Origin of the sequence: Methanobrevibacter sp., from assembly GCF_045112895.1 — an archaeon.
In the GTDB taxonomy this organism is placed as follows: Archaea; Methanobacteriota; Methanobacteria; order Methanobacteriales; family Methanobacteriaceae; genus Methanocatella.
Genome location: NZ_JBGUIH010000033.1, coordinates 21,423 through 48,417 on the forward strand (window position 1 = coordinate 21,423; position 26,995 = coordinate 48,417).

Below are 26,995 nucleotides of genomic sequence, written 5' to 3' on the forward strand. Positions count from 1 at the left end.
CTTATTCATCAACTGGATAAAATTCCGTATAGGTGGAGTTTCTCTCTATTGGGTTTCTTCCCAAATCCCTAACCATCCTACTTAATGTGGAAATTGATGCTTCAACTCCATCGGGAGCTCCTGAAGCTTCAGACAATTCATCTCCTCCTAAAGTACCGCCCAAATCATTGGTTCCTGCCATAAGGGATACCTGAGCAAAACGGAACCCCATTTTCACCCATGACACCTGGATGTTCGGGATTAAATCCCTAAGCATTAATCTTGAAACAGCATATAATTTTAAATCCTGGGTTCCTGTAGCTCCCAAATCGGATTGGCCTTCCAGAAAGATTGGGGAAAACTCATGCATAAATGTCATTGGAATGAATTCTGTAAATCCTCCAGTATCCTGCTGGATTTGTCTGATAATGTCGATATGTTCTACCCTTTCCTCTAAAGTTTCTACATGACCATACATTATTGTTGCAGAACCTGGAATGCCAACTTCCTGAGCAGTCTTTACAATATCAATCCATTCGGCTACGCTTACCTTTTCAGGACATATTATCTCTCTAGACCTGTCAGTCAATATTTCTGCTGCAGTTCCAGGCAATGTGTCAAGGCCTGCGCTTTTAAGCCTTTCAAAACCTTCCGCAACATCAATTCCTGAAACCAAACATGCATCCCTGACCATTGTTGGTGAAAATCCGTGTATTGAAACATCAGGATAATCATCCTTCAATAAGGTAAGCAGATGCACATAATAATCGATGTCTGCATCCTTAAGCACACCGCCCATCAATGTGAACTCGCGAGCGCCGTTTCCTACAGCGCGATGGGCTTTTTCCAAAATCTGTTCGTCGCTTAAGATATATGCCTCGGGGTCATCTGCATCCTTTCCGAATGCACAAAATCCACATCTGACCTTACAGATATTTGTAAAGTTGATATTACAGTTATTAATGAATGTTACATTGTTTCCAACGATTTTTTCTCTTAGATAATCGGCAGCTGCTAGCAGGGGGAATAATTCCGCTCCCTTAATATTCATTAAATGGTTTGCTTCCTCAACAGTAATGTCCTCATCCAATGATTTTGTTAAGATTCTTTCTGTTTTAGAAGAAATCGGCAGTTTATCAAACATGATTTTATATTACTTTTAATTTAAATAAAAAGCTTTCTATTAATCTAATCAATAACATTAAAATTTACATTAATTAAAAAGAAAATATAATATTAATATTCAAAATATTCAAGATTAGATGGATTTTTCTAATTTAAATATCTATTTATAGCAATAGCAACATAATAATGTAACAATATTTCAAAGAAGTGATGACTATGGATAGTAGTGAAGCTATATTTGATGCGCTTAAAGATGCCGGAATCGACTTTATCGTAAGCGTTCCTTGCGTTAACCTATCAAAGCTATTGAACATGATTGATGATGATGAAGAGATAATTCACGTTCCGGTAACACGTGAAGAAGAGGGAATCGGAATATGTGCCGGAGCTTATCTTGGGGGGAAGAAGCCGGCTATCCTAATGCAGAATTCAGGGCTTGGAAACTCAATCAATGCATTGAAATCCCTAACTGAATTATACGAAATGCCACTGCTTATGATAATGAGCCATAGGGGAACCGAAGGAGAGACTATTTGCGGACAGGTCCCGATGGGCGAGTCAACCCCTAGAATTCTTGAAGCGATGGACTTTCAGTTTTTCAAGCCTGGAAATCCTGAAGGGGCCTATGAAGACATAAAGGAAGCATGGGACTTATCTGTCGAAGAGGGAAAGCCTGTGAGCGTATTATTAGAAATCAAATATTGGTGATAACATGGCAAGAAGGGAAGCTATCAAAGACATAATGGAATGCATCGATGATGAGATTGTCGTTTGCAATATAGGATTTCCATCAAGAGAACTATATGACATAAAGGACAGGGACAGGAACTTTTACATGATCGGATCAATGGGCCTTGCCTCATCAATCGGCTTGGGTTTGGCGTTATCAAGACCCGATGAGGATGTCGTTGTGATTGACGGGGACGGTTCACTCCTAATGAACATGGGCTCTCTTGTGACAGTATTTGCAAACAATCCTCGCAATCTAACATGGATTGTGATAGACAACGGGGCATACGGCTCAACAGGCAATCAGGATACCTATGCACAGGTGCTTGATTTGGTTGATGTTGCAAGAGGCGTTGGATTTAAGAACAGCTACGACTTCAGGGACATCGACTTGAAAGAGTTCATTAAAAGCGATGATGCGAGTTTCATTGTGTATAATACTGAAGCTGGAAACTCAAAGGCCCCCATCATTGATTTGGACCCTGTCGCTATTAAAAATAGGTTCATGAGTTCCATTTAATCATTTAATGTTCAACTATGTTTAAATTATTATTAAAAAAATCTAAAAGAACATAAAAGGTATATAAAGATTTTTAATTTAAATTAAACAATATTATCATGGATGAGAAAGAACTTTTTGAAATACTTGGCTACATCAAAATTTCTCCTTATAGGACAAACACCCTAAAGTCAATTGGCAATGAATTGAAGATGCCTTCAGAAATAGCTAAAGAGAATAATATAAAAACAAGCCAAGTGTCAGCAGCACTATCAGACCTAAAGGAAAAAGGTTTAGTAATCTGCGTAAATGAGGAAGTAAGGAAAGGCAGATTATACAAATGCACAGACTTGGGATTGGAAATCCTTAAAAAATTATAATGAAGCTATGATTCAGCTTCATCCAATTCTTCTATTTTTTTATCAAATTCTATAAACTTGCGGGCAAGTCCTGAGAAGTATGGAATATAAACCTTTGAGAATGTAACCCTTTCAGGGTCTTCACCCATTTCAGAGATTCTGTCCTTTACCCTTTGGATTTTGCGCTCGACCTCATCATACATCAAATCTCCAGGGAACTCACCGATGAATACCCCATCGGCACCATTATCAAGAGCATATCGGATATGTCTTGGGCGAACCCTATTTACGGAAATGACCTTAATGATATGTATTGACTCAGGATACGATAGCCTGTTCACTCCAATATTGTCGGCGGCAGTGTATCCGATATTGTCCAAGAACACTAGAATCATGCGCTGGCCATCCTTCTTTTTGGACAATACTCCCTTAATTGTAGACATGATTTTCTCATCGATGTTACCGTTTACAGTAATGGCCCTTTGATTGCATCCTATAAGGCATTTTCCACATCCTGTACAGCTCATCGGGTCAATATAGACTTCTTCGTTCTGTATGCTCATGGACTTGTATTTGCACCTTGAGATGCATTCACCGCAAAGTATGCATCTGTCATTGTCAATCTCTGCAATGAAAGGCTCTATTTCCACACCTCCATAGTTGTATTCGCTTACCTTTGCGGCCGCCGCTGTTGCCTGCATGATTGAATCCGTGATGTCTTTCGGATCATGTGCTGTTCCGCAAACGAATATTCCCTGAACATCTGTAGCAACAGGCTTGATTTTAGGATGTGATTCCTTGATGAATCCGTCTTCGGTTGTACCCACATTCAATATTTCGGCAATTTCCCTGGTACCCTCCGACGGCTCCATTGCAGTTGAAAGAACAACCATGTCTGCTTCGATTTCAACAAATTCCCCCTTCAATGTGTCTTCTGTCCTTACGATGAAATTGTCTCCCTTCTTAACCACTTCTCCGGGACGCCCCCTCAAGAAGCGGACCTCATTTTCCTGAGTGTGCTTGTAGTACTTTTCAAACATGCCAGGAGTCCTGACATCAGTATAGCAGATTAGAACATCGGTATCAGGGTATTTATGCTTGATGATGTTTGCATTCTTAAGGGCAACGGTGCAGCATATCTTTGAACAATACTTATGTCCGTCAGGCTTTTCGTCCCTTGAACCGACACACTGTATCATTACGACACGCTTCGGAACCTCACCATTTGCCTTTAGAAGCTTGCCTTTAGTCGGTCCGTTCACACCTGTAATACGGCCCAATTCAGACTGAGTTATAACATCATCATAGCGTGTGTATCCGTATTCCGGCCTTTTCTCCATGTCAAATAGCTTATGTCCTGTTGCAACGATGATTGAACCGACCTGGAGAGGTATCTTTTCGCTTTTTCCCCTAAGCTTGATTGCCTTCATGCTGCATGCCTTAACGCAGTTGCTGCATTTGTCACAATTGTCCATGTCAATGACATAGCTTTCAGGATATGACTGTCCGAATGGCCTGTAGATTGCCTTGCGCATTGACAAATTGTCATTCCAGTCGTTCGGAACCTCCACTTCACATGCTTCAGCGCATTTTCCGCACGCAATGCATTTTTCGGTATCTACATATCTAGGAGATTTCTCTAAAATCAGATTATAGGTTCCCGCTCTCCTTTCAGCTTCAATGACTTTTGTATTTGTCAAAACCTCAATGTTTTCGTTCCAGACAAGTTCATTCAATATCGGGTTTAGAAGACACATTCCGCACTCTTCGGCAATCTTGACCGGTGAGAATACCTTGCCTATTTTTGCCATGTGCCCTCCGATTGAAGGGGACTGCTCTATTAGAGTAACCTTTATTCCCTGCTTTGCAAGGGACAGCGCCGCATTCATACCGGCTATTCCCCCACCTATTACCGCCACTTCATCAGGAGTCTGGCAGTAAATAGGGTCCACTGCATCCGATTGCTTTACCTTTTCGATTGATGCGTTGATTAGGGTAATTGCTTTGTGTGTGGCTTTTTCCTTGTCTGAGTGTACCCATGAACACTGTTCGCGAATGTTGGCCATGTCCATCAGATAGGGGTTTAGAGGCTTTACATAATCCTGGAATGTCTTTTCATGACTTATCGGTGAGCATGCCGCAACGACAACCCTATCCAAATCATGGTCAAATATCGCATCGCGAATCAGCTTACGGCCGTTTAGGGAACATAAGTTTTCAAACTGTCCAACAAATTCCACATCAAGCGATGCTCTCACTTCATCCAGATTAACAATATCCGCAATATTTCCTCCGCATTCGCATAAAAAAACGCCAACTTTCAAATCATCCCTCATTTAGAAACCTCCTTTAACTCCCTTATTACCGAATCGATTGGAACAGTGTGGGCCTTTTGTCCGATGACCCTATCCAAGTCACCGCCCATAGCCAATGCTATGAACTGGGCAATATTGAGATGTATTGCCCTGAATTTTCTTCCTTCACGTTCTCCAATCAAATGCTGATACCTGTCGAATTGTATATGACAATTCGGACACAAATGCACCAGAATATCAACATCCTCATCCTCGATTGCATTCATCTTATCAGCGGTTGCCGTGAATGATAGCTCGGGATTGGAATATCTCTGCCTGAAACCCGTGCCGCATGTCGTACGCTTGTGGTCATACCACCCAATTGTCCTGCAGCCGCACTCCTCAATCAGCTCGTCCATGACATTCGGATCCCTTACGCCACCTATTGTGTCCTCATAGTGAACTTTGCAGTAATGGCATCCGTGATGGGTCGCTATTGTGTAGTCGCTTAAGTCATATTTTATATGGTCCTTGATTTCATCCTTTTTGCCATATAAAATGTCTACAACATGGAAAATGTTTTCTGTCGGTTTCAGGTCATCCTTTCCATATTTCAAGTGTGATAATCCATTATCGTCAAATAGTTTGTTGATGTGATCTCTCAAGTCATCCTTTTTATTCAGGAGTTTTACAGACTTCTTATTGATTGCATAGCATGTTGCACACATCATTACAAGATTTGGCCTGCCGATTTCTTTGGCAATCTTAAAGTTGCGGGCCCCAATTGCTGTGGTATCAATCTGGTCAAATACGTCTGAGTAATGTCCGAGGCCTGTGCAGCAGGTTTGCTTTTCTGAAATTGCATAATCGATGCCCAGCTTATCGAATACGAATTTTGTTGATGCCTCAACACCGGGATACTCTACGCTGACAAGGCAGCTTCTAAACAAAAGGATGTCTTTATCGGGAATTGCCTTCATTCGTCTTCCTCCTGAGTTTCCCTTATCTTTTCAATCTTGTCCTTAAATCCTGTTATTGTCAATATCTTGCTTACTTCATCAATTACTTCCTTGGATGGCATCAACGGAGGGTCCAGCTCCAGCTCATTTCTTATTTCATCCAGACTCTGCCTGAACTGCCACCATCCCGGAACGTCACGGTCAATGTCTGTGAAAAATATTTCGGGTATTGCTCCAATGGCTGCTGTAAAGTATGAATCGGCAAATCCCAAATATTCATATAGCTTGTCATATCCAATTCCGTTTTTGATTGCAAACTGCTTTAGAATCTGGTTTACTTCACAGACGCTGTTTCCAACAGGGCATACGCTGTGGCAGGTATAGCAATAGAAGCAGTTCCATATGCAATCGTCTTCAAGGATTGTCAAATCCCCCTCCAAGACCCTTTCAATGATGTCTCTTGGGTTATAGTCGGAATGCCTTGCTGCGGGGCAGGTTGATGTGCACATTCCGCACTGCACACACTTTAAAACTCCATCCTCTTTTGAGTTTTTAACGTCATGGATTATGTCTTCTGCAAACTCAATCGGTGAGTCCGTAATCTTCTGCATATTTTCACCTATAGTTTGAACTCTTGGTTTTCAATCATTTTCTTTAATTTCAATGATAGCTTGTTAGCTCTCAATCTATCGGATTGGCGGCAAATTATTGGAACATTGACATCCTTTCCATTGATTGTCAAATCAACGCTTCCAGTATTCATTTTAAATGATTGGTGGCGACAGTAATTGGCGCACATTCCACAGCCAAAGCAATATGTGAGGTTTAATCTTCCCCTAGTAAATGCGTTTGTCGGGCAAATTCCTTCTACGGCACATTTATCACAGGTTAAGCATTTTGAATCGTCATATCTTGGCCTCAAGTCATAATCATCCCACAATTTGCCATAATCTGTACTGTCCAAAGGCAAATGACGTCCCTTGATGTCAGTCACCGGAATGTCAACCATATCGTCAGTTATAAGCAAGTTATTGTAGATTTCCTCATTCAGCACAGGTATTGGAATGGCTACAGTATCATAGACCTCTCCGCCCTGGCCTGTCTTGAATCCTCCAATATAATATGGGTCCATTTTTGTCAAATCAGCGGACAGCATCAGGTTCGGCTTTTCATCACTTGACCTTGTTCCGTTTCCCAATATGTAGCCTTGAGCACCGTTCACAAGAACCTTGCTTCCTTCCTTAATCACATTTTGAGGCACGTCATTCTGAAGAGGGTTCAGGTCTCCGCATCCTGAAAATGTCAATCCCCTCAGGTTACCTTCAAGTGGAATTGCCGCAAATATTGATGAAACCTCTTCACTGTTCGGATTTGTAAATGCGGTATAATTCTTGAATGCCATACGGGCTCCGACTATCTGTGCCCTTGTGACATCTTCCATTGTTATCGTATTCTCTATTGTCTTTCCGTCGGCACTTTCAACCCTTACATCAATTTCACGCCCTTCAAGCAAGTCCTTAAGCAAGAATCCTCCTCCATAATTATCGTCATGAATTGAATGTGCGGTTCCGTGAAGTATCACATCGACTGATCCCAGCCACTCGTTTGGACATGGCCCTGCATAGGCTGGAACTCCATTTAGATATACCTCACTGGCTCTTATGAACTCTCCCGGTTCGGAAACTATAAAGTTCAGGATTGCGGCAGTTCCGCTCATGACTCCACATGTGCCGCAGGTCACTACGTCAACTTCATCGAAACCTGGAGCGTCATCCCTTTTGATTAGCTTTTTGAACTCTTCGGCCGTGTAGATGTTGGCTTCGCCGTTGCTGATTTTTTCATTGATTTCATCAATGCTTCGATTAATAGTCAATTGAATACTTCCTTAAATTTTTCCTAATGTGTCTCCCCTCAAACCCCTTCTTAGGGTTTCAAGAGAGGTTATATCGTCACTTGAGATATTCCCCAAATTAACGGTGTTGCCAAATTTCAAGATAAAGAATACCTGCTGGTCTTTGTTTGGAGCTTCCCATAGAATCTTTTTGTTGTCGATTTCATCTACAATGACATCTATTTCATCTTCCTTTGCATTGCCTGACTTGTCAAAGATTCCAATGTTCTTTCCGCCTTCGCGAGCTTCAACAATAATCAGTGATGAACCGGCATCCAACTCATCCTGCATCTGGGAAATCCTTTCATCCAATGACAGTTCCCTATCTAGAGTAGGGTCCTTTTTTCCGACTTCGGATAATACTTCAAAACCTTCATCACTAGCTCTTTTAATGCAGTTCAGCTTATCCTCATGAACAATATTGGTTGAACCATCTGATATTTCAATAGCTGGAAAACCTAATTCATGGGCTTCTTTAAAAAACTTTTCTAGTTTATCTGCTTTGTAAGCCAGTTCAAACAGTGTTCCTCCTGTATAAGGGGTTATGTCATGGTCCTTATACATTTCGACCTTTGCCTTTATTATGTCCTGTTCATGCACGATTGAGGTTCCCCAACCGAATTTCAGATAATCGACATATTCTCCTGAAATGTCCATTAGGCTATCTGCCATTTCAAGGCCTAAACCCTTGTCCAAAACCATTGTAAGACCGCAATCTCTAGGTTTTTCCTCTCTCTTTTTAGATAAAAATTCAAATGATTTCAAAAATATCACTCAGACTAAATTTAATTTTAAATAATAACTAATTGTACATATAGCTTTTTAACTCTTTGCTTTTTAGCGAAATTAAAGACTATAAAAACTGATTAAAAAAAAGAATAACGTATGGTATATTAATAAATTAAAAAAAAGTGGTGGGAAATTAATCCGCATTGATTTCGCTTTCGGATCTTGTCACAAGGTCTGAAAGTGAATTGCGAACATTTTCAGGAATGGCATTTTCATCTTTTTCTGCCATTACTTGAGAGATAATTTTGCATAGAACAAAAATAGCATGCTTATGTTCCGCTTTTGTCTTATGAATATGGTGTGGGCTTATCTTTAGTGTTATATACTCACTGCAATCGTTTCTGATTTGATCATCTTCAGCCAAAAATTTTAAAACATATACCAAAAATTGATGTAATTGTATCATTTCGTCCTTATACATAGATATCTAACCCATTATTAACTAATTTCAGTTAGTTAAAAATTAACTCCCCTTTTCTATAAAGTAATATTTAATAACTAATCATATTTAAATATTGCATTCAAAATTAGTTTACTTGACATGATTTTATAAGCAAATTCTGAAATTTTAGTTTAAAGTTTATAAAAATAAACTTCATTTAACTAAATTATTTAAAAACATGGTGATTTCAACATAATAATTCAAAAATTGGCTGTGCAGATATAGATTTGGCCGGATACATTGTAAGATTTCAGCCATGGATGTGAAAATCTGAAAGGTGCGATTAATTAAAATAGTAATACTTAATCAGAAATATGATTTCGTCATGAGGTTCGTCAATGATTTGATATCCTGACATCGAATTCATTTGTCTCGACAATCTTGGGAAGCCTGCCGACCGTTCCGACATGACTTTGCGAAATAATCAGGACCCCCTCAAAAAATTCCCTATAATCCTCACAGCACTCCAAAGCGTTGGAAACCTTATCCTCACTTGTCTCGCCATTCACTTCATTGGCGATTCTTGTTGCAAGCCCATCGCCAACAGATGACGATTTTGAAATGACGGTAACGCTGTCGGCCACGCCGAAGCTGATGGAATGGCCAATCTTTCCGGAAGAGGTGCAGATTCCAAGCGGGCTTTTGCGGGCCTTGATTCTGAAGGCAATGTCATTTCCCAAAACCTGATTGTTCGAATAGATTCCGCACAAGACATCCTCATCGTTTATCAATGCAATGTCTCCGCCGTTTTCAACAATAGAATATCTTGAACCATTGCTGATGAGATAATCCAAGGACATCTCTGAAATCGTTCCGGCAACGCAGGCCATCGGCCCGACATCGGCAATCTTCGATGATTCAATCATTTTACTGACAATCAATGGCAGGTCCTCATCTGCCTTAATGGGATCCAGTGATAATAAAAAGTCCTCATTTTTCAGGATATATCTTTTCAAGTCTCTCCTGATTGAAAGGATATGGCTTTTCAGATTATGGCTATCCAAATCTGTTGTCAGGCGGATGTGGGTCTGGTCCAAATCGATTTGAGAAAAATTCATATGTTAATATTTGCCGTTGAAACTATATTAATTATCAAGAAAGCCCAACAAAATGCCTATGCCATTTGAAAAGTTTATCAAAAGATGAACCCATTCAACCATTTTTTTCAAAATATCATTGACAAAATAGAAAAATTAATTTATATATGAAAATACAAACTATTAACTAATGAAAACAATAGCTATTGGTGTTGGTGAAAACGAAAATATTATACAGGCCTGTCATATTTTTAAAGAAAAACACCCAAAAACAAATTTAAAACTAATATATCGTGATGAAGACTTAGTCAAGGCAGTTTTAGATGAGAAAATTCATGGTGTAGTCCGCGGTTCACTTCCAGCGTCCAACATCATGAGAGAACTGAAGGAAAACTATCCCGACATCTCAAGAGCAACATACATCAACGGAGACGAATACGAGTTTTTGTTAACCCCCGTTGGAATCGATGAGGGCGAGACTGTTGAGGACAGATTCAGAATCGTCGAGCACTGTATAGACTTTTTGAAAATGCTTGGAAAAAAGCCAAAAATAGCGATTCTTGCAGAAGGAAGGGAAGATGATTTCGGAAGGGGCGAAGAGGTATCCAAATCAATAACCGAAAGCAAAAGATTGACAAAGCTCATTGAGGAAAACACTTCCGAAGAAGTCAAGAATTATTATATATTAGTTGAAAAAGCAATTAACGATAACTGCAACATTATCATTGCACCAAACGGAAGGGTCGGGAACATCATTTTCAGAACACTCGTTTTACTGAACTCCTGGCCAAGTTACGGTGCCGTAACCTTCGGCATGGACAAGATATACATCGATACAAGCAGAGACCAAAGCATCGAAGGTTATGTCAGAAGCCTGACCCTAGCCAATGACTTGGATCAACTTGAAAAGTGATTTGAATGGCGGAAAATATACTTTACAGAATATATGAATGGTACATTTCAAGGGATTTGGTTCCCGAAAAGATGCCGAAGCATGTGGCCCTAATCATGGATGGGAACAGAAGATATTCCAAGCTTCAAGGAAATGTGGACGTTTTAAAGGGGCATGAAGTCGGCGTTGATACCCTAGAGAAGGTTCTGGATTGGAGCATTGAACTTGGAATAGAAATCATTACCGCCTACGCTTTCTCAACAGAGAACTTCAACAGGTCACAGCATGAAGTTGACGGTCTGATGAAACTTTTTGTCATTAACTTCAAGAAACTAGTTGACGATGAAAGGATACACAAAAACGAAGTGAGGGTAAAGGTAGTGGGAAGAACCGAATTGCTTCCGGATAACGTAAAGGAAGCAATCAAGGATGCGGAAGAGGCAACTGCACATTACAATAAACGATTACTTAATTTAGCTATTGGATATGATGGGCGTTTGGAAATCATTGATTCATTCAAAAAGATTATTCAGGACGTGCAGGATGGAAAGATTACAATTGATGATGTGGATGAAGAGCTCGTAAGCAAAAACCTCTATACCGGAGGGCTTGACGACCCTAACCTAATCATCAGAACCAGCGGGGAAGAGCGCTTAAGCGGGTTCCTGCTTTGGCAATCATCATATTCCGAACTGTACTTCTGTGAAACATTATGGCCTGAACTTAGAAAAGTTGATTTCATAAGAGCCATCAGGTCTTATCAAGCAAGAGACAGAAGGTTTGGGACTTAAATGATAGATACACATTGCCATATTGATTTTGAAGACTTTGATGACGACCGTGAAGAAGTCATCAAAAGGGCTGAAGACAAGTTGGATAATGTCATCGTTTCAGGCTTCAGCAATGACAGCAACATGAAAGTGCTGCAGCTTTCAAAGGATTATGAAGGCTTTATCTATCCTACTTTTGGATTTCACCCTGTAAGCTCACAGAACGCCACAGAAGATGAAATAAAAATCGCACACGAAAACATTGCCAAACATCTCGACGAAATTGTTGCCATCGGCGAAGTCGGAATGGACTATTTTTATGTTACCGATAAGGCATTGCGCGAAAGGCAGGAGGAAATTTTCACAGGCTTTTTAAGGCTTGCAAATGAATATAAAAAGCCTATCGTAATGCATGTGAGGGACTGCGAGAAAAAAGCGGTCAATATCGTTGCGGATTATGAGGACATTCCATATTTTGTTTTCCACTGCTACGGCGGAAGCCTGAAAACTGCAAAAAGGATAAAGAATATGGGAAATGCCTATATGAGCTTTTCCACAATGCTCTGCTATTCACAGCAGCATCAGGACTTAATCAAAAAAATAGATTTGGACTATATTCTAACAGAAACCGACAGCCCATACCTGGCCATGACAAAAGAGGACAGGAACGAGCCTGCAAATGTCGTCAATGCGGTTTACAAAATAGCTGAGATAAAGAATGTTGATGTGGAGACCGTTGATGAGGTTACCACAAACAATGCCCGAAAGATTTTCAGAATCTAGTAATGGAGCGTGAAGTTCAAATCAATCAGGACATCCTTGTTTTCTTTAACCGCCTCGATTTCAAGTTCAAAATCCGTCAGATCCTGCATCACCAGATTGACCAGATGCCAGTCAAGGAGCGAATCGTTTAGAAATACGGTGAATTGATTCCTATCTATTACGACCTTTTTTCTGCAGAAAAGCTTAAATGCATAGAAATAGAGTTCGATTCTAAAAATTAAATCTTCCTTATCGCCAACGCCATTTATGAAATAGCTTTTCAAATCTTCCTGCAGAATCTTTCCTTCATCACCTACATCGGCTTTGAAGGTTTCCATTTCCTTTAAGTCATCCATCAACTGCTGCTTTTCTTCATCACTGTACATCTAATCACACAAGCTAAATTTCAATTTAATCAAATTATAAGGGTTCGGCATGAAAGTAGCCTTGAACCTATCGAAGACATCATCCAGCTTCCTTAAAAGACTCAATTCCAAATCATCTGGAATGATATACAAAATGAATGAATCATCACTGATTTGAACACCCAAATCCTCCTGCAAAGGAACTTTCATCTCACTTATGAAAATGTACTTGTACATTACCAGCAGATAGTCATTCACTTCAACATTGTTAATGATAATGTCTGCCAATTCATCCTGCAGTTTGGAAGCTATCGCCTCAAATGTATCTTCTGTTATTTCAATCCCCCACTAGAGCAAATCCTTTTCATTAAAAACTTCCTTTGCAGCCACTATTCCATTGATTGCCTTTGGAAAGCCTGCATATGCGCTCATCTGCATTATGATTTCAACGATTTCGGTAGGGGTGTTTCCGACATTCAAAGCCGCACCGATATGGTCCTTGAGCTGGGGAATTGTTCCCAAGACTGTCAGTGCCGCAACGGTACACAACTCACGTGTCTTCAAATCGACTTCGGGACGTGTGTAAATCTCTGAGTATGGAAACTCAACGACAAATCTTGCCATATCCGGCGCAATGTCATCAATGGCACCGAATATTTCATCCAAAGGCCTTTCTTGGATGCCTTCCAAAACTTCCTTTCCTTTTTCATACCTTGTCATGATTATACTTCTATAGTTAAACCCATTTAACATTGGCGGTAGTGAAAACATAATGTGGTGAAAAGACAGGATTGTACAGCTTATTTGTTGCCTGGGTCGTATTGAAGCTGACGGCAACCGATTTTCTTAAATTGTAATTGATCCTATCACCAATCGAAACCAGCTCCTTATTTTTGAATCTGTCTGAGATTTTTGCATAGACCTTGAACTGGATTCTCTTTTTACCGTAGTTTACGTCATTTCCCATTTCAGAGTATGAAACGTTTACTATTTCAACGGAATATGGATGCAAGAGACCTGTCTTGGAATTCGAATAGTCCCAATATGTATCGCTTGGATAGATTCCACTAGATGATGCGGCCGAACCTTCAATCGCACCGCTTCGAGCGGCGTTCATCGCAATGTTCAGCTCATTTTCGCCTGCAATGAACACCATCGAAACCATTAAAACGATTATCAGCGAGCCGAAAAGGAACAAGAGCTCCGCTGACATCTGACCTTTACTATCCATCATGTTATCACGATTTTTCCCTCATCATCTTTTGAAATGCAATAGCTTCTGCCGCTAAGCAATTTATATTTTTTATCGATATTCAAAAGCGGAAGTAACGTTTCCCCCTTTTTGCCGTCATATTCTATTGTCAGTTTGGACCTTTCGACCGTAATTTCAAAATACCCCTTATCCGAAGGCATTTCAATGTATTTTGAAAATCCTTCGCCGTTTGAATTCACCTGTCCGATTGCATTTGCCACACCATCCAGAATCAATCGATGTTGTATGCCGTCTTCAATATTGAAACTTGAAATAATTGTTGATTCGCTATAAAATAATATGCTGCAAGCAATAATAAAGACTATAAACAATGAAAATATGTATTCAACTGAAATGAAACCTTTACTGTCCATATTTTTTAATTATCTTTGAAATTAATAAAGTTTTCTCTGATTAAAAGTCAATTTTCATACATAATTATTAAATAATATTTGAACTAAAGAATTAATCATGAAAGGAAAAGTTATATTCATTGGTGCAGGTCCTGGAGACCCTGACTTGATTACCGTTAAAGGAAGAAAAGTCATCGAAGAGGCTGACGTGATCATTTATGCAGGTTCACTTGTTAACAAAGATGTTTTATGCCCTGCAAAAGAAGGCTGTGAGATTCACAACAGCGCATACCTGAATTTGGATGAGACTGATGCCATAATTACTGAAGCAGTCAACGAAGGTAAATTGGTTGCCCGTGTACACACTGGCGATCCTTCAATTTACGGAGCGATTGCAGAGCAGATCCGTGAGCTCAAAAAGCATGACATAGAATATGAAATCATTCCCGGCGTAAGCTCATTGTTCGGTACAGCAAGCGTTCTTGAAGCAGAACTGACATTGCCCGAAATCTCACAAAGCGTCATCATCACACGCCCTGAAGGAAGAACTCCTAAACCTAGAGGGGAAAGCATTGCCAGCTTTTCTAAGCATCATGCGACAATGTGCATCTTTTTGGGAATAGGTATGATCGACAAGGTGGTCGATGAATTGCTTGAAGGCTATGAGGAAACCACTCCTGTGGCAGTCGTCAAAAAGGCAACCTGGCCGGACCAGCAAATAATCAGAGGAACCCTTGCGGATATTGCAGACAAAGTAAAAGATGCCAATATAACAAAGACTGCAATGATTGTGGTGGGAGATGTCCTAGACCCTGGGGACTTTAATGCATCCAAGCTATATGACAAAAACTTCAAACATGAATATCGTTGAGTGAGGAAAACACCCTCATTTTTCAATGAAAAATTCATGTCCTCAAAAATCAGTTAAAAGAAGGCTAGAATGGTTTTAAATTGTATGGTTTTTGAGGAAAACCACACCATATTTTAGGAGTTAAAATAGTGTCCCCGGAACTTTTTTTGAAGAAGGATTCTGAAGTGTTTTATTGGACAAAATAAGGAAAAATAAGCAGTGTTTGAAACGTATATTTTGCAAGCAATTATTCAAAACTTAATAAATATTTTTCTTTGCACCACAAATAGGGTCGTTATTTATAAATATGTTCTTTTATAAATTTTTTATTACCAATTAAAAGGGGGTAAATAATGGATATTAAAAAAGTTTTAGTTATTTCATTAGTTTTAATCATGATTGTTTTATCATCAAGTATTGTTAGTGCTGGATGGTTTGACAATGGTGTTAATGTAAATGGAATAGAATTTAATCTTCCAGATGGCTATAAAGAAGCCGAAGGAAATAATTTTGCAGACAACTATTTGAGCATGGGATATAAAGGCGAAACTGGTATTTATGAAGATGAAAATGGTAATCTTATTTGGATTAGTGTTTTAAATGAAAATCCAGAAGGGACTGAATTATCATTAGATGATATTGTAGTTTCAGCAACTGATTTTGAAGATTTGAAAAATAATACCGAAATAGCTGGAAAAACAGGTATCTCTTATAAATTTTCAACACCTTCTCAAAATGCATTTGTTTATGTTGAAGATGGTAAATTAATTGATATTCGTGTTCCAGATGGTGTAAATTTTGAAGATATAATTAAATAATTATAGATGGACTTATTTAAGTTCATCATTTTTTATTAAAAACTTAAAAATTAATAAAATATTTTTAAATGTTTTTGCAATGTATATAAGAATATTGAAGTGTAATTGTAATTTTACAAGTTTAAAGCAATGTTTACAGAATATGTAAACACAAATAATAAACATTATATCTCGATTAATGACGTTTGAAATGTATATCTTACAAGAAATTATTCAAAACCTATTCAAAGATTACTATTTTTGGTTTGCAAATTATAGAAATTTCTTAAATTTTTTTTATCCCCATCAGACAGGTCATGCCAGCGAATGTTCTGTATGGCTCCTTCCAATGCCATCAACCTGTTTACGCATGCGCTTTCGTCTACATCCCTAATCTTTAGCCATGCTTCCCTGCTGCCGATATCAATCAATTCATCGACAGTGCTTATTCCCACATCATTTAATTGCTCTTCCAGCACTTTGCCTATATTCGGCAGTTTAGACAGTTCACCCATTTCAATACCTCATAGCTATTTTTAAAAATTGATTTTTAATGCAATTTCTCTTTAAGAGATTTGATTATTTTAGGATTTATATTTTTCACCATTCACAAAAAGCTAAAACATTGCATTCAATTTAATTAATATTAACATCAATAGTATAATATGGAACAATTCATTGAAATATGAATTATCAAGATTTAACTTAATTCTTAAATAGCTTTTTTTAAAGGGAAGGAGACAGAAGATATGGCAGATGAGAAATCAATGAATGAAAATAACGCAAACCGTATGAGCAAAACCGAATATTATCTTGCAATTGCCCTAGCAGTATCAAAAAGAAGCACATGTTTGAAAAGGAGATACGGAGCCGTGATAGTAAACAACGATGAGATAATCAGTACAGGCTATAACGGTAATCCAAGGGGAGATGAAAACTGTTGCGATAGGGGAAACTGTAAAAGGATGAACCTTCCATCCAACTCAGGAAACTATAATGACTGTTTTTCAGTACATGCCGAACAGAATGCCATGATCAGTGCAAGCAGGAATGAAATGCTCGGCTCAACAATTTATCTTGCTGGAGAAAAGTATGATGATGGTGCTTGGGTGGAAATAGAAGATGCTGAACCTTGTCCTATATGCTTCAGAATGATAAAGAACTCAGGAATCGATGAGATAATCAGCAAAAAAGGGACCTCGAAACTACATAATCAGGCTGCAAACGAATGTTGCATGTAATTTAGGCAGTACAACTAGAAATACAGGTAGGTCTTAATGGCATCAGACAAAGAGTATCTAGAATATATATTGGAGCAGCTATCAGATTTGGAGGACATATCCCACCGCAAAATGATGGGGGAATACATCATATACTATCGAGGCAAGATTATCGGAGGCATCTACGACAACCGCTTCCTTGTAAAGCCTGTAAAGGCGGCAAGGGAGATGATGCCTGATGCGGATATGGAATTGCCGTATGAAGGCGCTAAGGAAATGATCCTCGTTGATGATGTGGAAGACAGGGATTTTCTAGGAGAGCTTTTCGAAGCAATGTATGAAGAACTTCCCGCACCTAAGAAAAAGCGCAAGTAATGCAATAGCCAAAATGAGATTGATTTAAATGGAAAGCAATATAGGGATTAAACAAATTGACATAACAGATTTAAGAACTGATGCAATCGTAAATGCTGCAAACAGCCAACTTAGACAAGGTGGTGGAGTTTGTGGAGCGATATTTCGCAAAGCCGGAGCAACAAAGCTTGCAAATGCATGCAACGATATAGGTCATTGTAAAACCGGCAATGCCGTAATTACCCCAGGTTTTAATCTTCCAGCAAAATATGTCATTCATGCAGTCGGCCCCATTTGGCAAGGCGGCAACAGCAACGAATCGGAACTGCTTTACAATGCATACAAGCAATCCTTGATTCTGGCAAAAGAGAATGACTGCTGTTCAATCGCTTTTCCATTAATTTCATCAGGAATATACGGATATCCAAAAGAACAGGCATGGCAAATAGCAATTCAATCCTGCAGTGATTTCATTTACGATAATCCTGATTACCCTATCAGCATCATATTTGCCGTATTGAGTGATGAATCAAAAGAACTGGGTGAAAAGGCAATTAATGAAACAGGATTAAAAAAATAGCTTTTTGATTGAAATAATGTTTTATATCTGATTATAATTTTTTAAGCACAAACGAACCGACTTCAATAGCCAAATTTCTGGAAATAGGACTGCATTTGCTACATAGCAGGGAAAAGACATCCTTGCCGTCCAAATCCATCTCAGTCAGTCCCTCATAGTTTGCCATTCCTTTTGAAACTATGAATCTACTTTCATCAAAGACCTTCCTGAAATCATCTGAAAACATTTCCTCTACGATTCCGCCCGAATCACATCCCATTGTAATGATATATGCCAATTCATCCAAACCAGCATCGACCGCTTCCTTCATACATGCATCATTAACAATCGGACTGCTGATTACCGCAACAACCACATTGACATCATATTCCTTCATCTTTTCAATCAGCAATCTGTCAAATACGATTTCACCTGCATTATCAACCAGATACAACACTTCATCGTGACTGTTCAATGCATTTTCAAATTCTTCAATATCATTTATGCTTAGATTTTCATTTAGATTATTGGTAATCAGTGCTTTAAAATCAGTATTAACATCATAAGCTCCGAAATCCAAGATATTTCCAACAATTGCTGCCTTCACATAGGTTTCCAAGCCATCATCTGCTTTTAGGATTTCCTTTACTTTCGGCATTAGTGACAAAGCAATTTCACTGCTGACCTCTTTCTGTTTAGAATAAGGGTCTTCACATCCTGTTTTCTCTTTAACATATTGATTAACTACTGTTGCCAATCCGTTAGGCTGTGAGTCTCTGAAGTCTTTTGCCATAATGTTTATGCAATCACTCATCAATTCGAATTTTAACTTTTCATCGCTGCATGACAAGTCAATTACTTCCTTGACCTGCCTTAAGATGCAGGCTGCACATTCATAACTGGATTTGATAATACCACAACCTATAGATAAAAAAAAGAAAAAAGAAAGTTATTCTCTTTTATCTTCCTTAAATAGTTCTGCAATTCCTGCAACAGATCCCAAAACGCCGCTGGTATCCAAAGGCAGGAATATTTTTGATGCATTGCCGTCAGCAATTTTTTCCAGGGATTCCAAGTATTTAACAGCAATCAGGCCATCATCAGGATTTCCTTCATGAATTGCATTATAGACCTTTTCGATTGCGGCCGCTTCACCTTCAGCCCTTAATATGGCTGCTTTCTTATCTGCTTCAGCGATTCTTAAAAGAGATTCCGCTTGACCTTCAGCTTCAAGAATTGCCGCTTGCTTGTCACCTTCGGATTTTTTAATTTCAGATTGCTTATAACCTTCAGCTTCCAAAATGGATGCTCTCTTATACCTTTCAGCTTTCATCTGTTTGCTCATTGCATCGACAATGTCTTGAGGAGGTTCGATTTTTTGTATCTCAACACGGACGACCTTGCTTCCCCATTTGTCAGTTGCAACATCCAATACTTCTCTCAATTCCGCATTGATCATTTCACGGGAAGTCAAAGTCTCATCAAGCTCCAGGTCCCCAACAATATTTCTTAAGTTGGTTTGCGCCAATTTTGTAATTGCCTGATAGAAATTGACTACATTATAAGTCGCATTGAATGCATCGACGACCTCATAAAAGATTACGCAATCCACAACAACTACTGTATTGTCTTTTGTAATGACCTCCTGAGGCGGAACGTCTACCACCTGTTCCCTTAGGTCGACTTTGACAATCTTTTCTATGAAAGGTATTAGAATAGCAACACCGCTTCCGACAGTACGATTATACTTCCCTAATCTTTCTACAACACCCTTTTCATAAGGCCTTAATATTTTAACGGATTTTAAACCTATTATAATTAAAACAATTAAAATTAAAATATACAATATCATTTTCATTACCCCTTAATCTATTTTTTTAATGATTAGCTTAATGCTGTCTATTCCAAGTATTTCAACCTTATCATTAACATCCATGTCCCCCTCTCCATTGGCAGACCATTCTTCCCCGTTGATATTGACAATGTACTTGTTGTCATCGAGTTTGCGAATAATTTTTCCGTGTTTGCCTATCAGCCTATCGGCAGTGGTTTTTTTGCTGGGTTCGGGAGTTATCCTGTCTGCAAATTTCCTTGTGGAAAGAATCAACATCAAAGATACAATTACAAATGCAATGAATTGGACATAAACATCAAAGCCCAGATAGTTTAAGATAGCTGCAACAATTGAGCCGACTGCAAACCACACTAAAACGAAAGCTGTGGTTATCAGTTCAAATATCGCGAATATTACCGCTAAAAATACCCATATCAAAATATCCATTAAACCACCTTAATTTTTGTCAATATTACTTGTCGCTACAAGTATATAAAATTTAGGAAAAAAATTTAAAGTTCTTTTTTATGATTGTAATGAATTCCGATATGGCCTATTGCCAAAATCAGTGCTGAAATTACTAAAAAAATGTTATTTGCATATATTCCCAATAACAAAGCTGATAAAACGGGCAATGTGGCGCCGGGAAGCGGAACATCCAAGAAACTTGAATACATATCATTCAGAGTATGATTGCCTGTGAAATACCTAAGCCAATAGACCTCATATAAAATCATGAGGATAAAAGCCACAGCCAATATTAAAGACCATCCGAACTTTATACCAGTAAATAAAGCAAGGCAAGTTACCAAAACTTCTCCGATTCTCTCTAAAATAAGCAAAAATTTATTCTCGTTTTTAGATAATTCCCCATATCCTTCAGGCGGGAATCTGGACCAGAGGACATTCGGTACAAACAGCATTATCAGAAATATCAATCCGACAAATGAAAATCCGAAATTCATGATATCTAGGAGTATTTATCTTTAATCTCATTCATTAACCTTAATTTTTCAAAGGCAACATCTTTTGGAGCTCGTCTAAGACCGCAATCAGGATCCAAAATAAGATTTTCCTTTCCGACGATTTCAATGGCCTTGCAAACCAAGTCTTCCACATCTGCAATGTCATCGACCTCATTTACTGATGAATCGACGCAGCCGAAGCCGACCTTCTTGTCCTTGAGCATATAGGCATTTTCCTCCAGAACGCCAAGATTGACATTGTTTCCTGCAAATTCCATGTCCAGAATATCTATGTCAAAAGTGACTATGTCCTTAAATGCATCATTCAAAAGACCGCAAACGTGCATTCCCAAAGGAACTTCCAATCCATCCTTAATGATTGCGATGGCTTCCCTGGCCACTTTCATGTCAACCATCCCTGTTGACAAGAATGGCTCATCAACCTGGATATAAACAGGCTCGACCTTCTTGGCGATTGCATCAACTTCGCACTTTAGGCTATGGGCCAAGTCGATTATGGCATCCTCCTTGCTTTTGTAGAAAGACTGGATTCTTGAAGAATGGACAATGGTATTTGGACCTGTGATTATTCCCTTTATGCCTTTGCCTTCAGGAATCTTGCCGCCATAATAGTCTGCCATTACCTTTTTTGCATATTGCAGATCCTTGATTGAAATTTCCTGAGTTGGATTTCTGATTTTGCCCACAATGAAAGTATTTCCATCCTCGATTTTCATTCCGGGAATGTATTTTGTAAAAATGGAAACCATATCTCCCCTGACCTGACCATCGGAGATAATATCCACTCCAGCATCAAGCTGAGCGATGACGCTGCTTCTAATTGCTTCCTTAAATGGGTCATATGCTCCAAAGGAATTTAGCAGTTTATCTTTAAAATTAGATGGAGAGCTTTCACTGGCTGGAAAGCTGCCTACAACAGTTGATTTCATTTTTTATTACCGGTATCCAGTTTTCTGATTTTTTCAATCTCTTCTTCATCGATTGGAAGTTCAACAACTGAAGTCCCATGGCATGGCTTTGTGTAAGGTAAAAAAACAGTTCCCTTTTCATGGTCAAATCCAATTGGAATTGGCGGAATGCCAATGACCCTTACACCTAAAACCTCATCGCCGGGCTTTATATAAACAATATCATCGGCCTTAAATCTAATAATCATTGCACAGTCCTTAAAGCCGGCCCTTGCCGCATGGATTTCATAATTATCGGATTGTTGAAGGTAAGTATCTAAACAGAATGACATTTATTCAAACTCCTTAATTGCTTTGTCGAATTTAACTTTAATCGGTGAAGGATTATGGAAAGCCCTAACGGCAGCAATTTTAGCGTTGCTTCCGCTCTCTTCAATCATGCTGACAAATTCAGCTACTTCATCGCCATCTCTTGAAAATACCAATGCCAATGATTTGCATTGCAAGATCTGCTCGAATGTTACGAAAAATGATGCCGCTGCATCCTTGTGAACGAAACCTACCAATAAATCATAATCCCCTTCGTTGATGTCTCCTAAAGCCCTTTCCAAATCCAAAAGCTTGAGGTTATAATATCCTTCAGGGTCTGATATTCTCACCAGTTTTGATGCTGCAGGATTAGCCGCAATTGTAGTGTCATAACCCATCTGTGTCAATTTGTCGAATACATAAACTGCCATTGGAGTCTGTGATGGAGTTTCAGGACATCCAAGTAAAACTAAAGCTTTCATAAAACTACCTCTTATGATCTTGATTTGAGTGTAACCACATTGGCCAATATCAATGCGCCTACGAATATGAACGTCAGCAATGCCATACCGTTGATGGACCTGTTGAACAGGAACATTCCAATTATTGCCTGAGCACAGAATGCCGCCAAAGCGCCGGTCAGCAAGACTTCTCTTCCCAGGTATTTCTTATTGTTCTTCTCTCTTTTTTCTCTGTATATGTTCAATATCTTAAATCCGATCAGGACTGTTCCAAGCACAAAGACCATCAATCCGATAAGGCCTAAAATACCAAAGTCGAATCCCCAACCGAAGATACCTGGAAGCATATAATCGATTGTATCCTTTTGGTTAACCAATACTCCGAAAAACATTGGGAAAGGCAAACCAAAGAAGAGCACAAACTGCATTGGAAGAGTAATGTAACCTTCGGCAAATGCCGTTCCTTCAGCACCCCAATAAGATGCCTTTGCATTATGCCCAATTATCTGAATATTATTCAATACCGTTTTAATACTTGATAGGGAGTACTGCTCAATCCTACCAAATCTTAAAAGAGGTGAAAAGATTGTCATACCAGTTACACGAGCTATAACTTCAAGAAGGACAAAACCCACGCCTGCTACACCTAAAAACATTAAGATTCTTCTTAAGGTAAATACGGATTTTTCCCTGAATGATTTTGAGATTATCAAATATCCTAAGAACAATCCTAATATCCATAACAGTAAGAAGGACCTGTGCATCAAACCGCCGAATACTGTAATACCAGCAAGGAACAGTATTACAAATCTCCTAAGAGGCCTTATATCGACTCCCGATTCCTTCATCACTTTCAGGGCAGCAAGAGCAGTTACGGCCCCAAGTAACGCTAATGGTCCGAATGGGTGAGTGAATTCCGCTTGACTTGAAGATATCACGAGAAGTGCAATATCGGCTCCGAAGAGAAGTGTGAAACCTCCCATTAAAAACAAGGATAAAAAGGTCACTACACTAAGGGACAAAGGAATCAAGTTAAGACAAAACACTAATGTAACAAACAGCATTAACCCAACTTCTAAAATTAATTGTAAATGGTTTTGAGCAATCAACAACATATTTCAATCACAATTCTCTTTTATTTAAAAAATATAAAATGGACTGACCGGGATTTGAACCCGGGGCCTCCGCCATGCCAAGGCGACGATCTACCATCTGAGCTACCAGCCCAAAAAATTAAGTACATATTAGTATATGAAATTATTACTATAAATAACTATTTGCCATTCTTGGCCAAATCATATAAGTTATCTATAATAATCTGGAACAAGTCATCAGTTTTCACATCAATCTTCTGGTGGGGATGCACTATAAACTCCAAAGCCTTATGGATGATTTCATCGGTATCATGAGACCTGTACATTAATCCATTATTGATGTAGTACTGATCGACGGATAATGTTTCACCAGGATAACATGAAATGACAGGAGTCTGCAAGATTGCGGCTTCCCTGTTCATTGTTCCGCCGGCACCTATTACAAGGTCGCATTTTTTGATTATGCTTGAAGTATCGACAGGCGGCTTCAGGATTGAAACGTTTTCGATTCCTTCAAATATCTCGGCCTGTTCCCTAAATCTTGGAAGGATTAAGATATTTGCAACATTCTTCAGCTCATCGACAATAGGAGATAGAACTGATTTTCTGCAGTCCGCATCCAAGTAAGATGCAAGTGAAGGTTCAGGCCTCATCAGGATAGTCTTTGGATGATTCAGTTCCAGATTCAAATCATCAAAGACATTATCATTATATACAAAACTTTTAAAATGCATCAATTCGGAGGTTCCGTCATAGGAAATGATTGTATTTGGATCCGCTCCAAACTTCATTAGTTTCCACATGTCAATGATTTTAGGTGTAATGATTCTGTCACATAAAGGAAGAGTCAATTTGTTGGCAGCAAGCGCATGTTCATTGTCTAAAACGTACAAACTTGGAATTCCTAAACCGAATGAGATTCTAGGAAGTTCAATGGAATGCTTGCTAAGGGCAACATCCACCTTTTCATCATGTATAACATCCACAAGATTGTATACTCTTGAAGTGCTTTCCTTCAGTTTATCATATAGGCTTACGCCATGCTTTCCCACGGATATGAAATCAATGTCATACATTTCCATTAGTTTATGGATATCACCAAACTGCCTTGCTGTAACGATTACATCCTCACCTTCGGCTTCCAGATACTTGATTACATCTTTAAAGAACCTCACATGAGGCGCATTTGAAATATCTATCCATACCTTCATGAAACCACCATTAGAAATCTAATTATTCATTGCTTCTTCAATAGCAGCAATAATCTCATCTAATCCGCAGCCTTCTTTCAAGCTGGACTTAATGACTTTGACATTAGGGTTTAATTTTTGTGCATCGGCAACCATCTTATCGGCATCGGCACCAACAGCATCAGCCAGGTCTACCTTGTTGATTACAACCACGTCTGAAGTTTGGAAAATGATTGGATGTTTCTCTACGGTATCGTCACCTTCGGTCACGCTTACAACCACGATTCTTAAGTGGGAACCGAGTTCAAAGTCAACCGGACAGATTAGATTTCCGACATTTTCGATTATGACCATATCCAAATCGTCTAATGGCAAATCTTCAAGGCCATGGCCTACTAAATGTGCATCTAAATGGCATTCTTTACCGGTGTTTAATCCAACGACAGGAACATTATGCTTTTCAATACGTCCTGCATCAAATTTTGAGATGACATCTCCTGCCAGAACCCCGATTTTGTAATCGGTGTTGTCAATGATTTCTTCCACTAAAGTTGTTTTACCGGAACCGATTGCTCCGACAAAATCAACACAAAATATTCCGTTATCTTCTAGTTTATGTAAATTTTTGTGAGCTAATTTTTTATTAGCATCCATAATGTTTTTTGCTACTTCTACGTCAGCTACTTGGTGCATATTTTCTCCTCCATTAATTAAGCATCATCAGGCTTTTCAATAACAATATTTTTAACAACAATATCCTTACCGTTTAAAGTTTCTACATTAAGACTATCGCATTTTGGACATTTTACCAAAGGCGCATAGTGGTCTTTATCATCTAGAATAGCCTCTCCATTAAAATCACAGTCATAACATTGAATTTCAGCAGGAATCTCCTCAAATTTAATTTCCGCATCATCCATTATCGTATTCTCAACTAAAACACCTAAAATGAATTGTAACTGTTCAGGATTAATCATAGCTAACCTACCAACTTCAACAGTAACTTCAGTAACCTCAGTTGCATCATTTTCATTGGCAGTATCTAAAACTGCATTAATAATACCTTGAGCCATTGATAATTCATGCATTTTTGGACTCCTCAATAAATATTTAATACTATAAATATAGACTTGTTTATTAATAAAAGTATTTAATAAATAACAAAATATTAAGTATTACTAGAAAAAATTAAAAAAAAGAAATTGGTTAAAACATTAACCAATGAATTTATAAATCAGTAGGTTCTGCGTCAAAAACGTTTATTTCAAGTTCATCAGCAAGTAATCCATCAATGTTAGCGCCGAAATTAAGGAAATGTTCGGTTTGCAAGTGTGCTCCTAAAATTTCTTTGGATTCCCATTGTTCAACAAACATTAATGAACCGTCACCTGTATTTTCAAATAGATTATAATCTACATTTCCGTCCTCTGCTTTGGATTTAGCTATTAAATCTTGTGCGAATTCAATAACTTTTTCTTTTGCAGAGTCATCATTTGGAATAGCCTTTGCTAAAACCATTATCATATTTTTCACCTTAATTAACTTAAATTTTTAACTTAAATTTCAAAATGAAATAGATAAAATATCTAATAATAAACTATTCTATCTAATTCATTAACAAATATCATCAAATTAGTCTTTGTCGAGTGCAGGGATTCCTGTAATTCTTAAACCGCCGTAATGGGATTTGTATTTGATGTTCAATCCAATAAGTAATGGAGTGATCTTTTCGATAATTCTTGCTTTTTCTAGGATACCTGTATCGATTGTTTTGATTCCTGGTATTTTGTCAATTATTTCTGCTGCGGTTTCTTTTGCTTCTTTGTCGTCACCTGCAATCAAACAGTCACAGTCGATTTCTTCTGGGATGTTTGAGAGGTGTGAGTTTGAGATGTTACAGAATGCGCAGATTACTTTTGCACCGGTTCCTTCGAGG

37 protein-coding genes, 1 tRNA gene and 1 pseudogene are annotated in these 26,995 nt (G+C 38.5%); 11 read left to right on the forward strand and 28 right to left on the reverse strand.

Translation table 11 applies throughout. The annotated features are described in order from the left end of the window. Position 1 precedes the first annotated feature (1 nt). Entirely contained in the window at positions 2 to 1,123 is a 1,122-nt protein-coding gene (cofH, locus tag ACJMLD_RS06505; protein ID WP_405269480.1) for a 5-amino-6-(D-ribitylamino)uracil--L-tyrosine 4-hydroxyphenyl transferase CofH, read from the reverse strand. A gap of 191 nt (positions 1,124 to 1,314) precedes the next feature. Between cofH and comD the strand changes: the two genes are divergently transcribed. The 3 genes from comD (at position 1,315) to ACJMLD_RS06520 (ending at position 2,712) form a co-directional block, all read left to right on the forward strand. After that, positions 1,315 to 1,812 (forward strand): sulfopyruvate decarboxylase subunit alpha, encoded by a 498-nt coding sequence (gene comD, locus ACJMLD_RS06510; RefSeq protein WP_405269482.1) that lies wholly within the window; start codon positions 1,315 to 1,317, stop codon positions 1,810 to 1,812. A 4-nt stretch (positions 1,813 to 1,816) separates the two neighbouring features. Continuing rightward, a complete protein-coding gene (gene comE, locus ACJMLD_RS06515; protein WP_405269485.1) occupies positions 1,817 to 2,353 on the forward strand; it encodes a sulfopyruvate decarboxylase subunit beta in 537 nt (178 codons plus the stop codon). Positions 2,354 to 2,451: 98 nt separating this feature from the next. Further along, the gene (locus ACJMLD_RS06520) at positions 2,452 to 2,712 is read left to right on the forward strand and encodes a MarR family transcriptional regulator (protein ID WP_405269488.1); all 261 of its coding nucleotides are present in this window, start codon (positions 2,452 to 2,454) and stop codon (positions 2,710 to 2,712) included. A gap of 5 nt (positions 2,713 to 2,717) precedes the next feature. Here ACJMLD_RS06520 and hdrA read toward each other — a convergent pair whose 3' ends face one another. The 7 genes from hdrA to ACJMLD_RS06555 all read right to left on the reverse strand — a co-directional run bounded on the left by hdrA (position 2,718) and on the right by ACJMLD_RS06555 (position 10,124). Continuing rightward, on the reverse strand, positions 2,718 to 5,027 hold the full coding sequence (hdrA, locus tag ACJMLD_RS06525; protein WP_405269491.1) for a ferredoxin:CoB-CoM heterodisulfide reductase subunit HdrA: 2,310 nt from the start codon (positions 5,025 to 5,027) through the stop codon (positions 2,718 to 2,720). Further along, positions 5,024 to 5,965: a ferredoxin:CoB-CoM heterodisulfide reductase subunit HdrB gene (gene hdrB, locus ACJMLD_RS06530; protein ID WP_405269494.1), complete on the reverse strand. Its 942-nt coding sequence runs from the start codon at positions 5,963 to 5,965 to the stop codon at positions 5,024 to 5,026. The genes hdrA and hdrB overlap by 4 nt, the downstream gene beginning before the upstream one ends. Beyond that, on the reverse strand, positions 5,962 to 6,555 hold the full coding sequence (hdrC, locus tag ACJMLD_RS06535) for a ferredoxin:CoB-CoM heterodisulfide reductase subunit HdrC (protein WP_405269497.1): 594 nt from the start codon (positions 6,553 to 6,555) through the stop codon (positions 5,962 to 5,964). Before hdrC ends, hdrB begins: the two co-directional genes overlap by 4 nt. A gap of 8 nt (positions 6,556 to 6,563) precedes the next feature. Next, positions 6,564 to 7,811: a methanogenesis marker 16 metalloprotein gene (locus ACJMLD_RS06540; RefSeq protein WP_405269582.1), complete on the reverse strand. Its 1,248-nt coding sequence runs from the start codon at positions 7,809 to 7,811 to the stop codon at positions 6,564 to 6,566. Positions 7,812 to 7,829: 18 nt separating this feature from the next. Next, entirely contained in the window at positions 7,830 to 8,600 is a 771-nt protein-coding gene (gene comA, locus ACJMLD_RS06545; RefSeq protein WP_405269500.1) for a phosphosulfolactate synthase, read from the reverse strand. A gap of 157 nt (positions 8,601 to 8,757) precedes the next feature. After that, entirely contained in the window at positions 8,758 to 9,045 is a 288-nt protein-coding gene (locus tag ACJMLD_RS06550; protein ID WP_405269503.1) for a UPF0058 family protein, read from the reverse strand. A 356-nt stretch (positions 9,046 to 9,401) separates the two neighbouring features. Continuing rightward, positions 9,402 to 10,124 (reverse strand): UPF0280 family protein, encoded by a 723-nt coding sequence (locus ACJMLD_RS06555; protein WP_405269506.1) that lies wholly within the window; start codon positions 10,122 to 10,124, stop codon positions 9,402 to 9,404. A 169-nt stretch (positions 10,125 to 10,293) separates the two neighbouring features. On the opposite strand from ACJMLD_RS06555, the gene mtxX reads away from it, so the two are divergent. Genes mtxX through ACJMLD_RS06570 form a run of 3 tightly spaced genes read left to right on the forward strand, consistent with a single transcriptional unit; the run spans position 10,294 to position 12,548 of the window. Beyond that, positions 10,294 to 11,016 carry a methanogenesis marker protein Mmp4/MtxX gene (gene mtxX, locus ACJMLD_RS06560; RefSeq protein WP_405269509.1) on the forward strand — a complete coding sequence of 241 codons (723 nt, stop codon included), beginning with the start codon at positions 10,294 to 10,296 and terminating at the stop codon, positions 11,014 to 11,016. 5 nt (positions 11,017 to 11,021) lie between these two features. After that, complete coding sequence (gene uppS, locus ACJMLD_RS06565; protein ID WP_405269511.1) at positions 11,022 to 11,786, forward strand: polyprenyl diphosphate synthase; 765 nt, start codon at positions 11,022 to 11,024, stop codon at positions 11,784 to 11,786. Then, a complete protein-coding gene (locus tag ACJMLD_RS06570) occupies positions 11,787 to 12,548 on the forward strand; it encodes a TatD family hydrolase (RefSeq protein WP_405269514.1) in 762 nt (253 codons plus the stop codon). Here the strand turns inward: ACJMLD_RS06570 and ACJMLD_RS06575 are convergent. The 5 genes from ACJMLD_RS06575 to ACJMLD_RS06595 are packed head-to-tail and all read right to left on the reverse strand — an operon-like array spanning position 12,545 to position 14,518. Next, on the reverse strand, positions 12,545 to 12,913 hold the full coding sequence (locus ACJMLD_RS06575) for a hypothetical protein (protein WP_405269516.1): 369 nt from the start codon (positions 12,911 to 12,913) through the stop codon (positions 12,545 to 12,547). The two genes, ACJMLD_RS06570 and ACJMLD_RS06575, sit on opposite strands and share 4 nt — an antisense overlap. Further along, positions 12,914 to 13,180: a hypothetical protein gene (locus ACJMLD_RS06580; RefSeq protein WP_405269519.1), complete on the reverse strand. Its 267-nt coding sequence runs from the start codon at positions 13,178 to 13,180 to the stop codon at positions 12,914 to 12,916. It abuts the gene before it with no gap. A gap of 60 nt (positions 13,181 to 13,240) precedes the next feature. Then, positions 13,241 to 13,612, reverse strand: a complete 372-nt coding sequence (locus ACJMLD_RS06585; RefSeq protein WP_405269522.1) for a carboxymuconolactone decarboxylase family protein — start codon at positions 13,610 to 13,612, stop codon at positions 13,241 to 13,243. A gap of 16 nt (positions 13,613 to 13,628) precedes the next feature. Further along, on the reverse strand, positions 13,629 to 14,126 hold the full coding sequence (locus tag ACJMLD_RS06590) for a hypothetical protein (protein WP_405269525.1): 498 nt from the start codon (positions 14,124 to 14,126) through the stop codon (positions 13,629 to 13,631). Then, the gene (locus ACJMLD_RS06595; RefSeq protein WP_405269528.1) at positions 14,123 to 14,518 is read right to left on the reverse strand and encodes a hypothetical protein; all 396 of its coding nucleotides are present in this window, start codon (positions 14,516 to 14,518) and stop codon (positions 14,123 to 14,125) included. Before ACJMLD_RS06595 ends, ACJMLD_RS06590 begins: the two co-directional genes overlap by 4 nt. 97 nt (positions 14,519 to 14,615) lie before the next feature. Between ACJMLD_RS06595 and cobM the strand changes: the two genes are divergently transcribed. Then, positions 14,616 to 15,368: a precorrin-4 C(11)-methyltransferase gene (cobM, locus tag ACJMLD_RS06600; protein WP_405269531.1), complete on the forward strand. Its 753-nt coding sequence runs from the start codon at positions 14,616 to 14,618 to the stop codon at positions 15,366 to 15,368. A 332-nt stretch (positions 15,369 to 15,700) separates the two neighbouring features. Then, positions 15,701 to 16,165 (forward strand): hypothetical protein, encoded by a 465-nt coding sequence (locus ACJMLD_RS06605; protein ID WP_405269534.1) that lies wholly within the window; start codon positions 15,701 to 15,703, stop codon positions 16,163 to 16,165. Positions 16,166 to 16,389: 224 nt separating this feature from the next. Here the strand turns inward: ACJMLD_RS06605 and ACJMLD_RS06610 are convergent, their stop codons facing one another. Next, positions 16,390 to 16,659: a TfoX/Sxy family protein gene (locus ACJMLD_RS06610; protein WP_405269536.1), complete on the reverse strand. Its 270-nt coding sequence runs from the start codon at positions 16,657 to 16,659 to the stop codon at positions 16,390 to 16,392. A 234-nt stretch (positions 16,660 to 16,893) separates the two neighbouring features. Between ACJMLD_RS06610 and ACJMLD_RS06615 the strand changes: the two genes are divergently transcribed. The 3 genes from ACJMLD_RS06615 to ACJMLD_RS06625 are packed head-to-tail and all read left to right on the forward strand — an operon-like array spanning position 16,894 to position 18,298. Continuing rightward, positions 16,894 to 17,385 carry a deoxycytidylate deaminase gene (locus ACJMLD_RS06615; RefSeq protein WP_405269539.1) on the forward strand — a complete coding sequence of 164 codons (492 nt, stop codon included), beginning with the start codon at positions 16,894 to 16,896 and terminating at the stop codon, positions 17,383 to 17,385. 36 nt (positions 17,386 to 17,421) lie between these two features. Next, the gene (locus ACJMLD_RS06620; protein WP_405269542.1) at positions 17,422 to 17,739 is read left to right on the forward strand and encodes a TfoX/Sxy family protein; all 318 of its coding nucleotides are present in this window, start codon (positions 17,422 to 17,424) and stop codon (positions 17,737 to 17,739) included. Positions 17,740 to 17,767: 28 nt separating this feature from the next. Beyond that, a complete protein-coding gene (locus tag ACJMLD_RS06625; protein WP_405269545.1) occupies positions 17,768 to 18,298 on the forward strand; it encodes a macro domain-containing protein in 531 nt (176 codons plus the stop codon). Positions 18,299 to 18,329: 31 nt separating this feature from the next. On the opposite strand, the gene ACJMLD_RS06630 is transcribed toward ACJMLD_RS06625, so the two are convergent. From ACJMLD_RS06630 to ACJMLD_RS06695, 14 genes and pseudogenes are all read right to left on the reverse strand, one after another. Next, entirely contained in the window at positions 18,330 to 19,202 is an 873-nt protein-coding gene (locus ACJMLD_RS06630; protein ID WP_405269584.1) for a damage-control phosphatase ARMT1 family protein, read from the reverse strand. 24 nt (positions 19,203 to 19,226) lie between these two features. Beyond that, entirely contained in the window at positions 19,227 to 20,129 is a 903-nt protein-coding gene (locus ACJMLD_RS06635; RefSeq protein WP_405269548.1) for an SPFH domain-containing protein, read from the reverse strand. Between the two features lie 12 nt (positions 20,130 to 20,141). After that, complete coding sequence (locus ACJMLD_RS06640) at positions 20,142 to 20,558, reverse strand: NfeD family protein (RefSeq protein WP_405269551.1); 417 nt, start codon at positions 20,556 to 20,558, stop codon at positions 20,142 to 20,144. Between the two features lie 65 nt (positions 20,559 to 20,623). After that, positions 20,624 to 21,076 carry a hypothetical protein gene (locus ACJMLD_RS06645; protein ID WP_405269554.1) on the reverse strand — a complete coding sequence of 151 codons (453 nt, stop codon included), beginning with the start codon at positions 21,074 to 21,076 and terminating at the stop codon, positions 20,624 to 20,626. A gap of 5 nt (positions 21,077 to 21,081) precedes the next feature. After that, a complete protein-coding gene (locus ACJMLD_RS06650; protein ID WP_405269557.1) occupies positions 21,082 to 22,026 on the reverse strand; it encodes a methionine synthase in 945 nt (314 codons plus the stop codon). Further along, positions 22,023 to 22,337 carry a DUF1894 domain-containing protein gene (locus ACJMLD_RS06655; RefSeq protein ID WP_405269560.1) on the reverse strand — a complete coding sequence of 105 codons (315 nt, stop codon included), beginning with the start codon at positions 22,335 to 22,337 and terminating at the stop codon, positions 22,023 to 22,025. Before ACJMLD_RS06655 ends, ACJMLD_RS06650 begins: the two co-directional genes overlap by 4 nt. Then, on the reverse strand, positions 22,338 to 22,796 hold the full coding sequence (locus ACJMLD_RS06660) for a DUF1890 family protein (protein WP_405269563.1): 459 nt from the start codon (positions 22,794 to 22,796) through the stop codon (positions 22,338 to 22,340). Between the two features lie 11 nt (positions 22,797 to 22,807). Continuing rightward, the gene (locus tag ACJMLD_RS06665; protein WP_405269565.1) at positions 22,808 to 23,890 is read right to left on the reverse strand and encodes a hypothetical protein; all 1,083 of its coding nucleotides are present in this window, start codon (positions 23,888 to 23,890) and stop codon (positions 22,808 to 22,810) included. A gap of 39 nt (positions 23,891 to 23,929) precedes the next feature. After that, a tRNA-Ala gene (locus ACJMLD_RS06670) sits at positions 23,930 to 24,002 on the reverse strand. 46 nt (positions 24,003 to 24,048) lie between these two features. Then, positions 24,049 to 25,080, reverse strand: a complete 1,032-nt coding sequence (locus ACJMLD_RS06675) for a DUF354 domain-containing protein (RefSeq protein WP_405269568.1) — start codon at positions 25,078 to 25,080, stop codon at positions 24,049 to 24,051. 18 nt (positions 25,081 to 25,098) lie between these two features. Beyond that, a complete protein-coding gene (gene hypB, locus ACJMLD_RS06680; RefSeq protein WP_405269571.1) occupies positions 25,099 to 25,752 on the reverse strand; it encodes a hydrogenase nickel incorporation protein HypB in 654 nt (217 codons plus the stop codon). Positions 25,753 to 25,769: 17 nt separating this feature from the next. Next, positions 25,770 to 26,147 carry a hydrogenase maturation nickel metallochaperone HypA gene (hypA, locus tag ACJMLD_RS06685; RefSeq protein WP_405269574.1) on the reverse strand — a complete coding sequence of 126 codons (378 nt, stop codon included), beginning with the start codon at positions 26,145 to 26,147 and terminating at the stop codon, positions 25,770 to 25,772. A 139-nt stretch (positions 26,148 to 26,286) separates the two neighbouring features. After that, positions 26,287 to 26,583 carry a putative quinol monooxygenase gene (locus tag ACJMLD_RS06690; RefSeq protein ID WP_405269576.1) on the reverse strand — a complete coding sequence of 99 codons (297 nt, stop codon included), beginning with the start codon at positions 26,581 to 26,583 and terminating at the stop codon, positions 26,287 to 26,289. 108 nt (positions 26,584 to 26,691) lie between these two features. Continuing rightward, a pseudogene (locus ACJMLD_RS06695) lies at positions 26,692 to 26,995 on the reverse strand (NADPH-dependent F420 reductase); the annotation flags it as partial.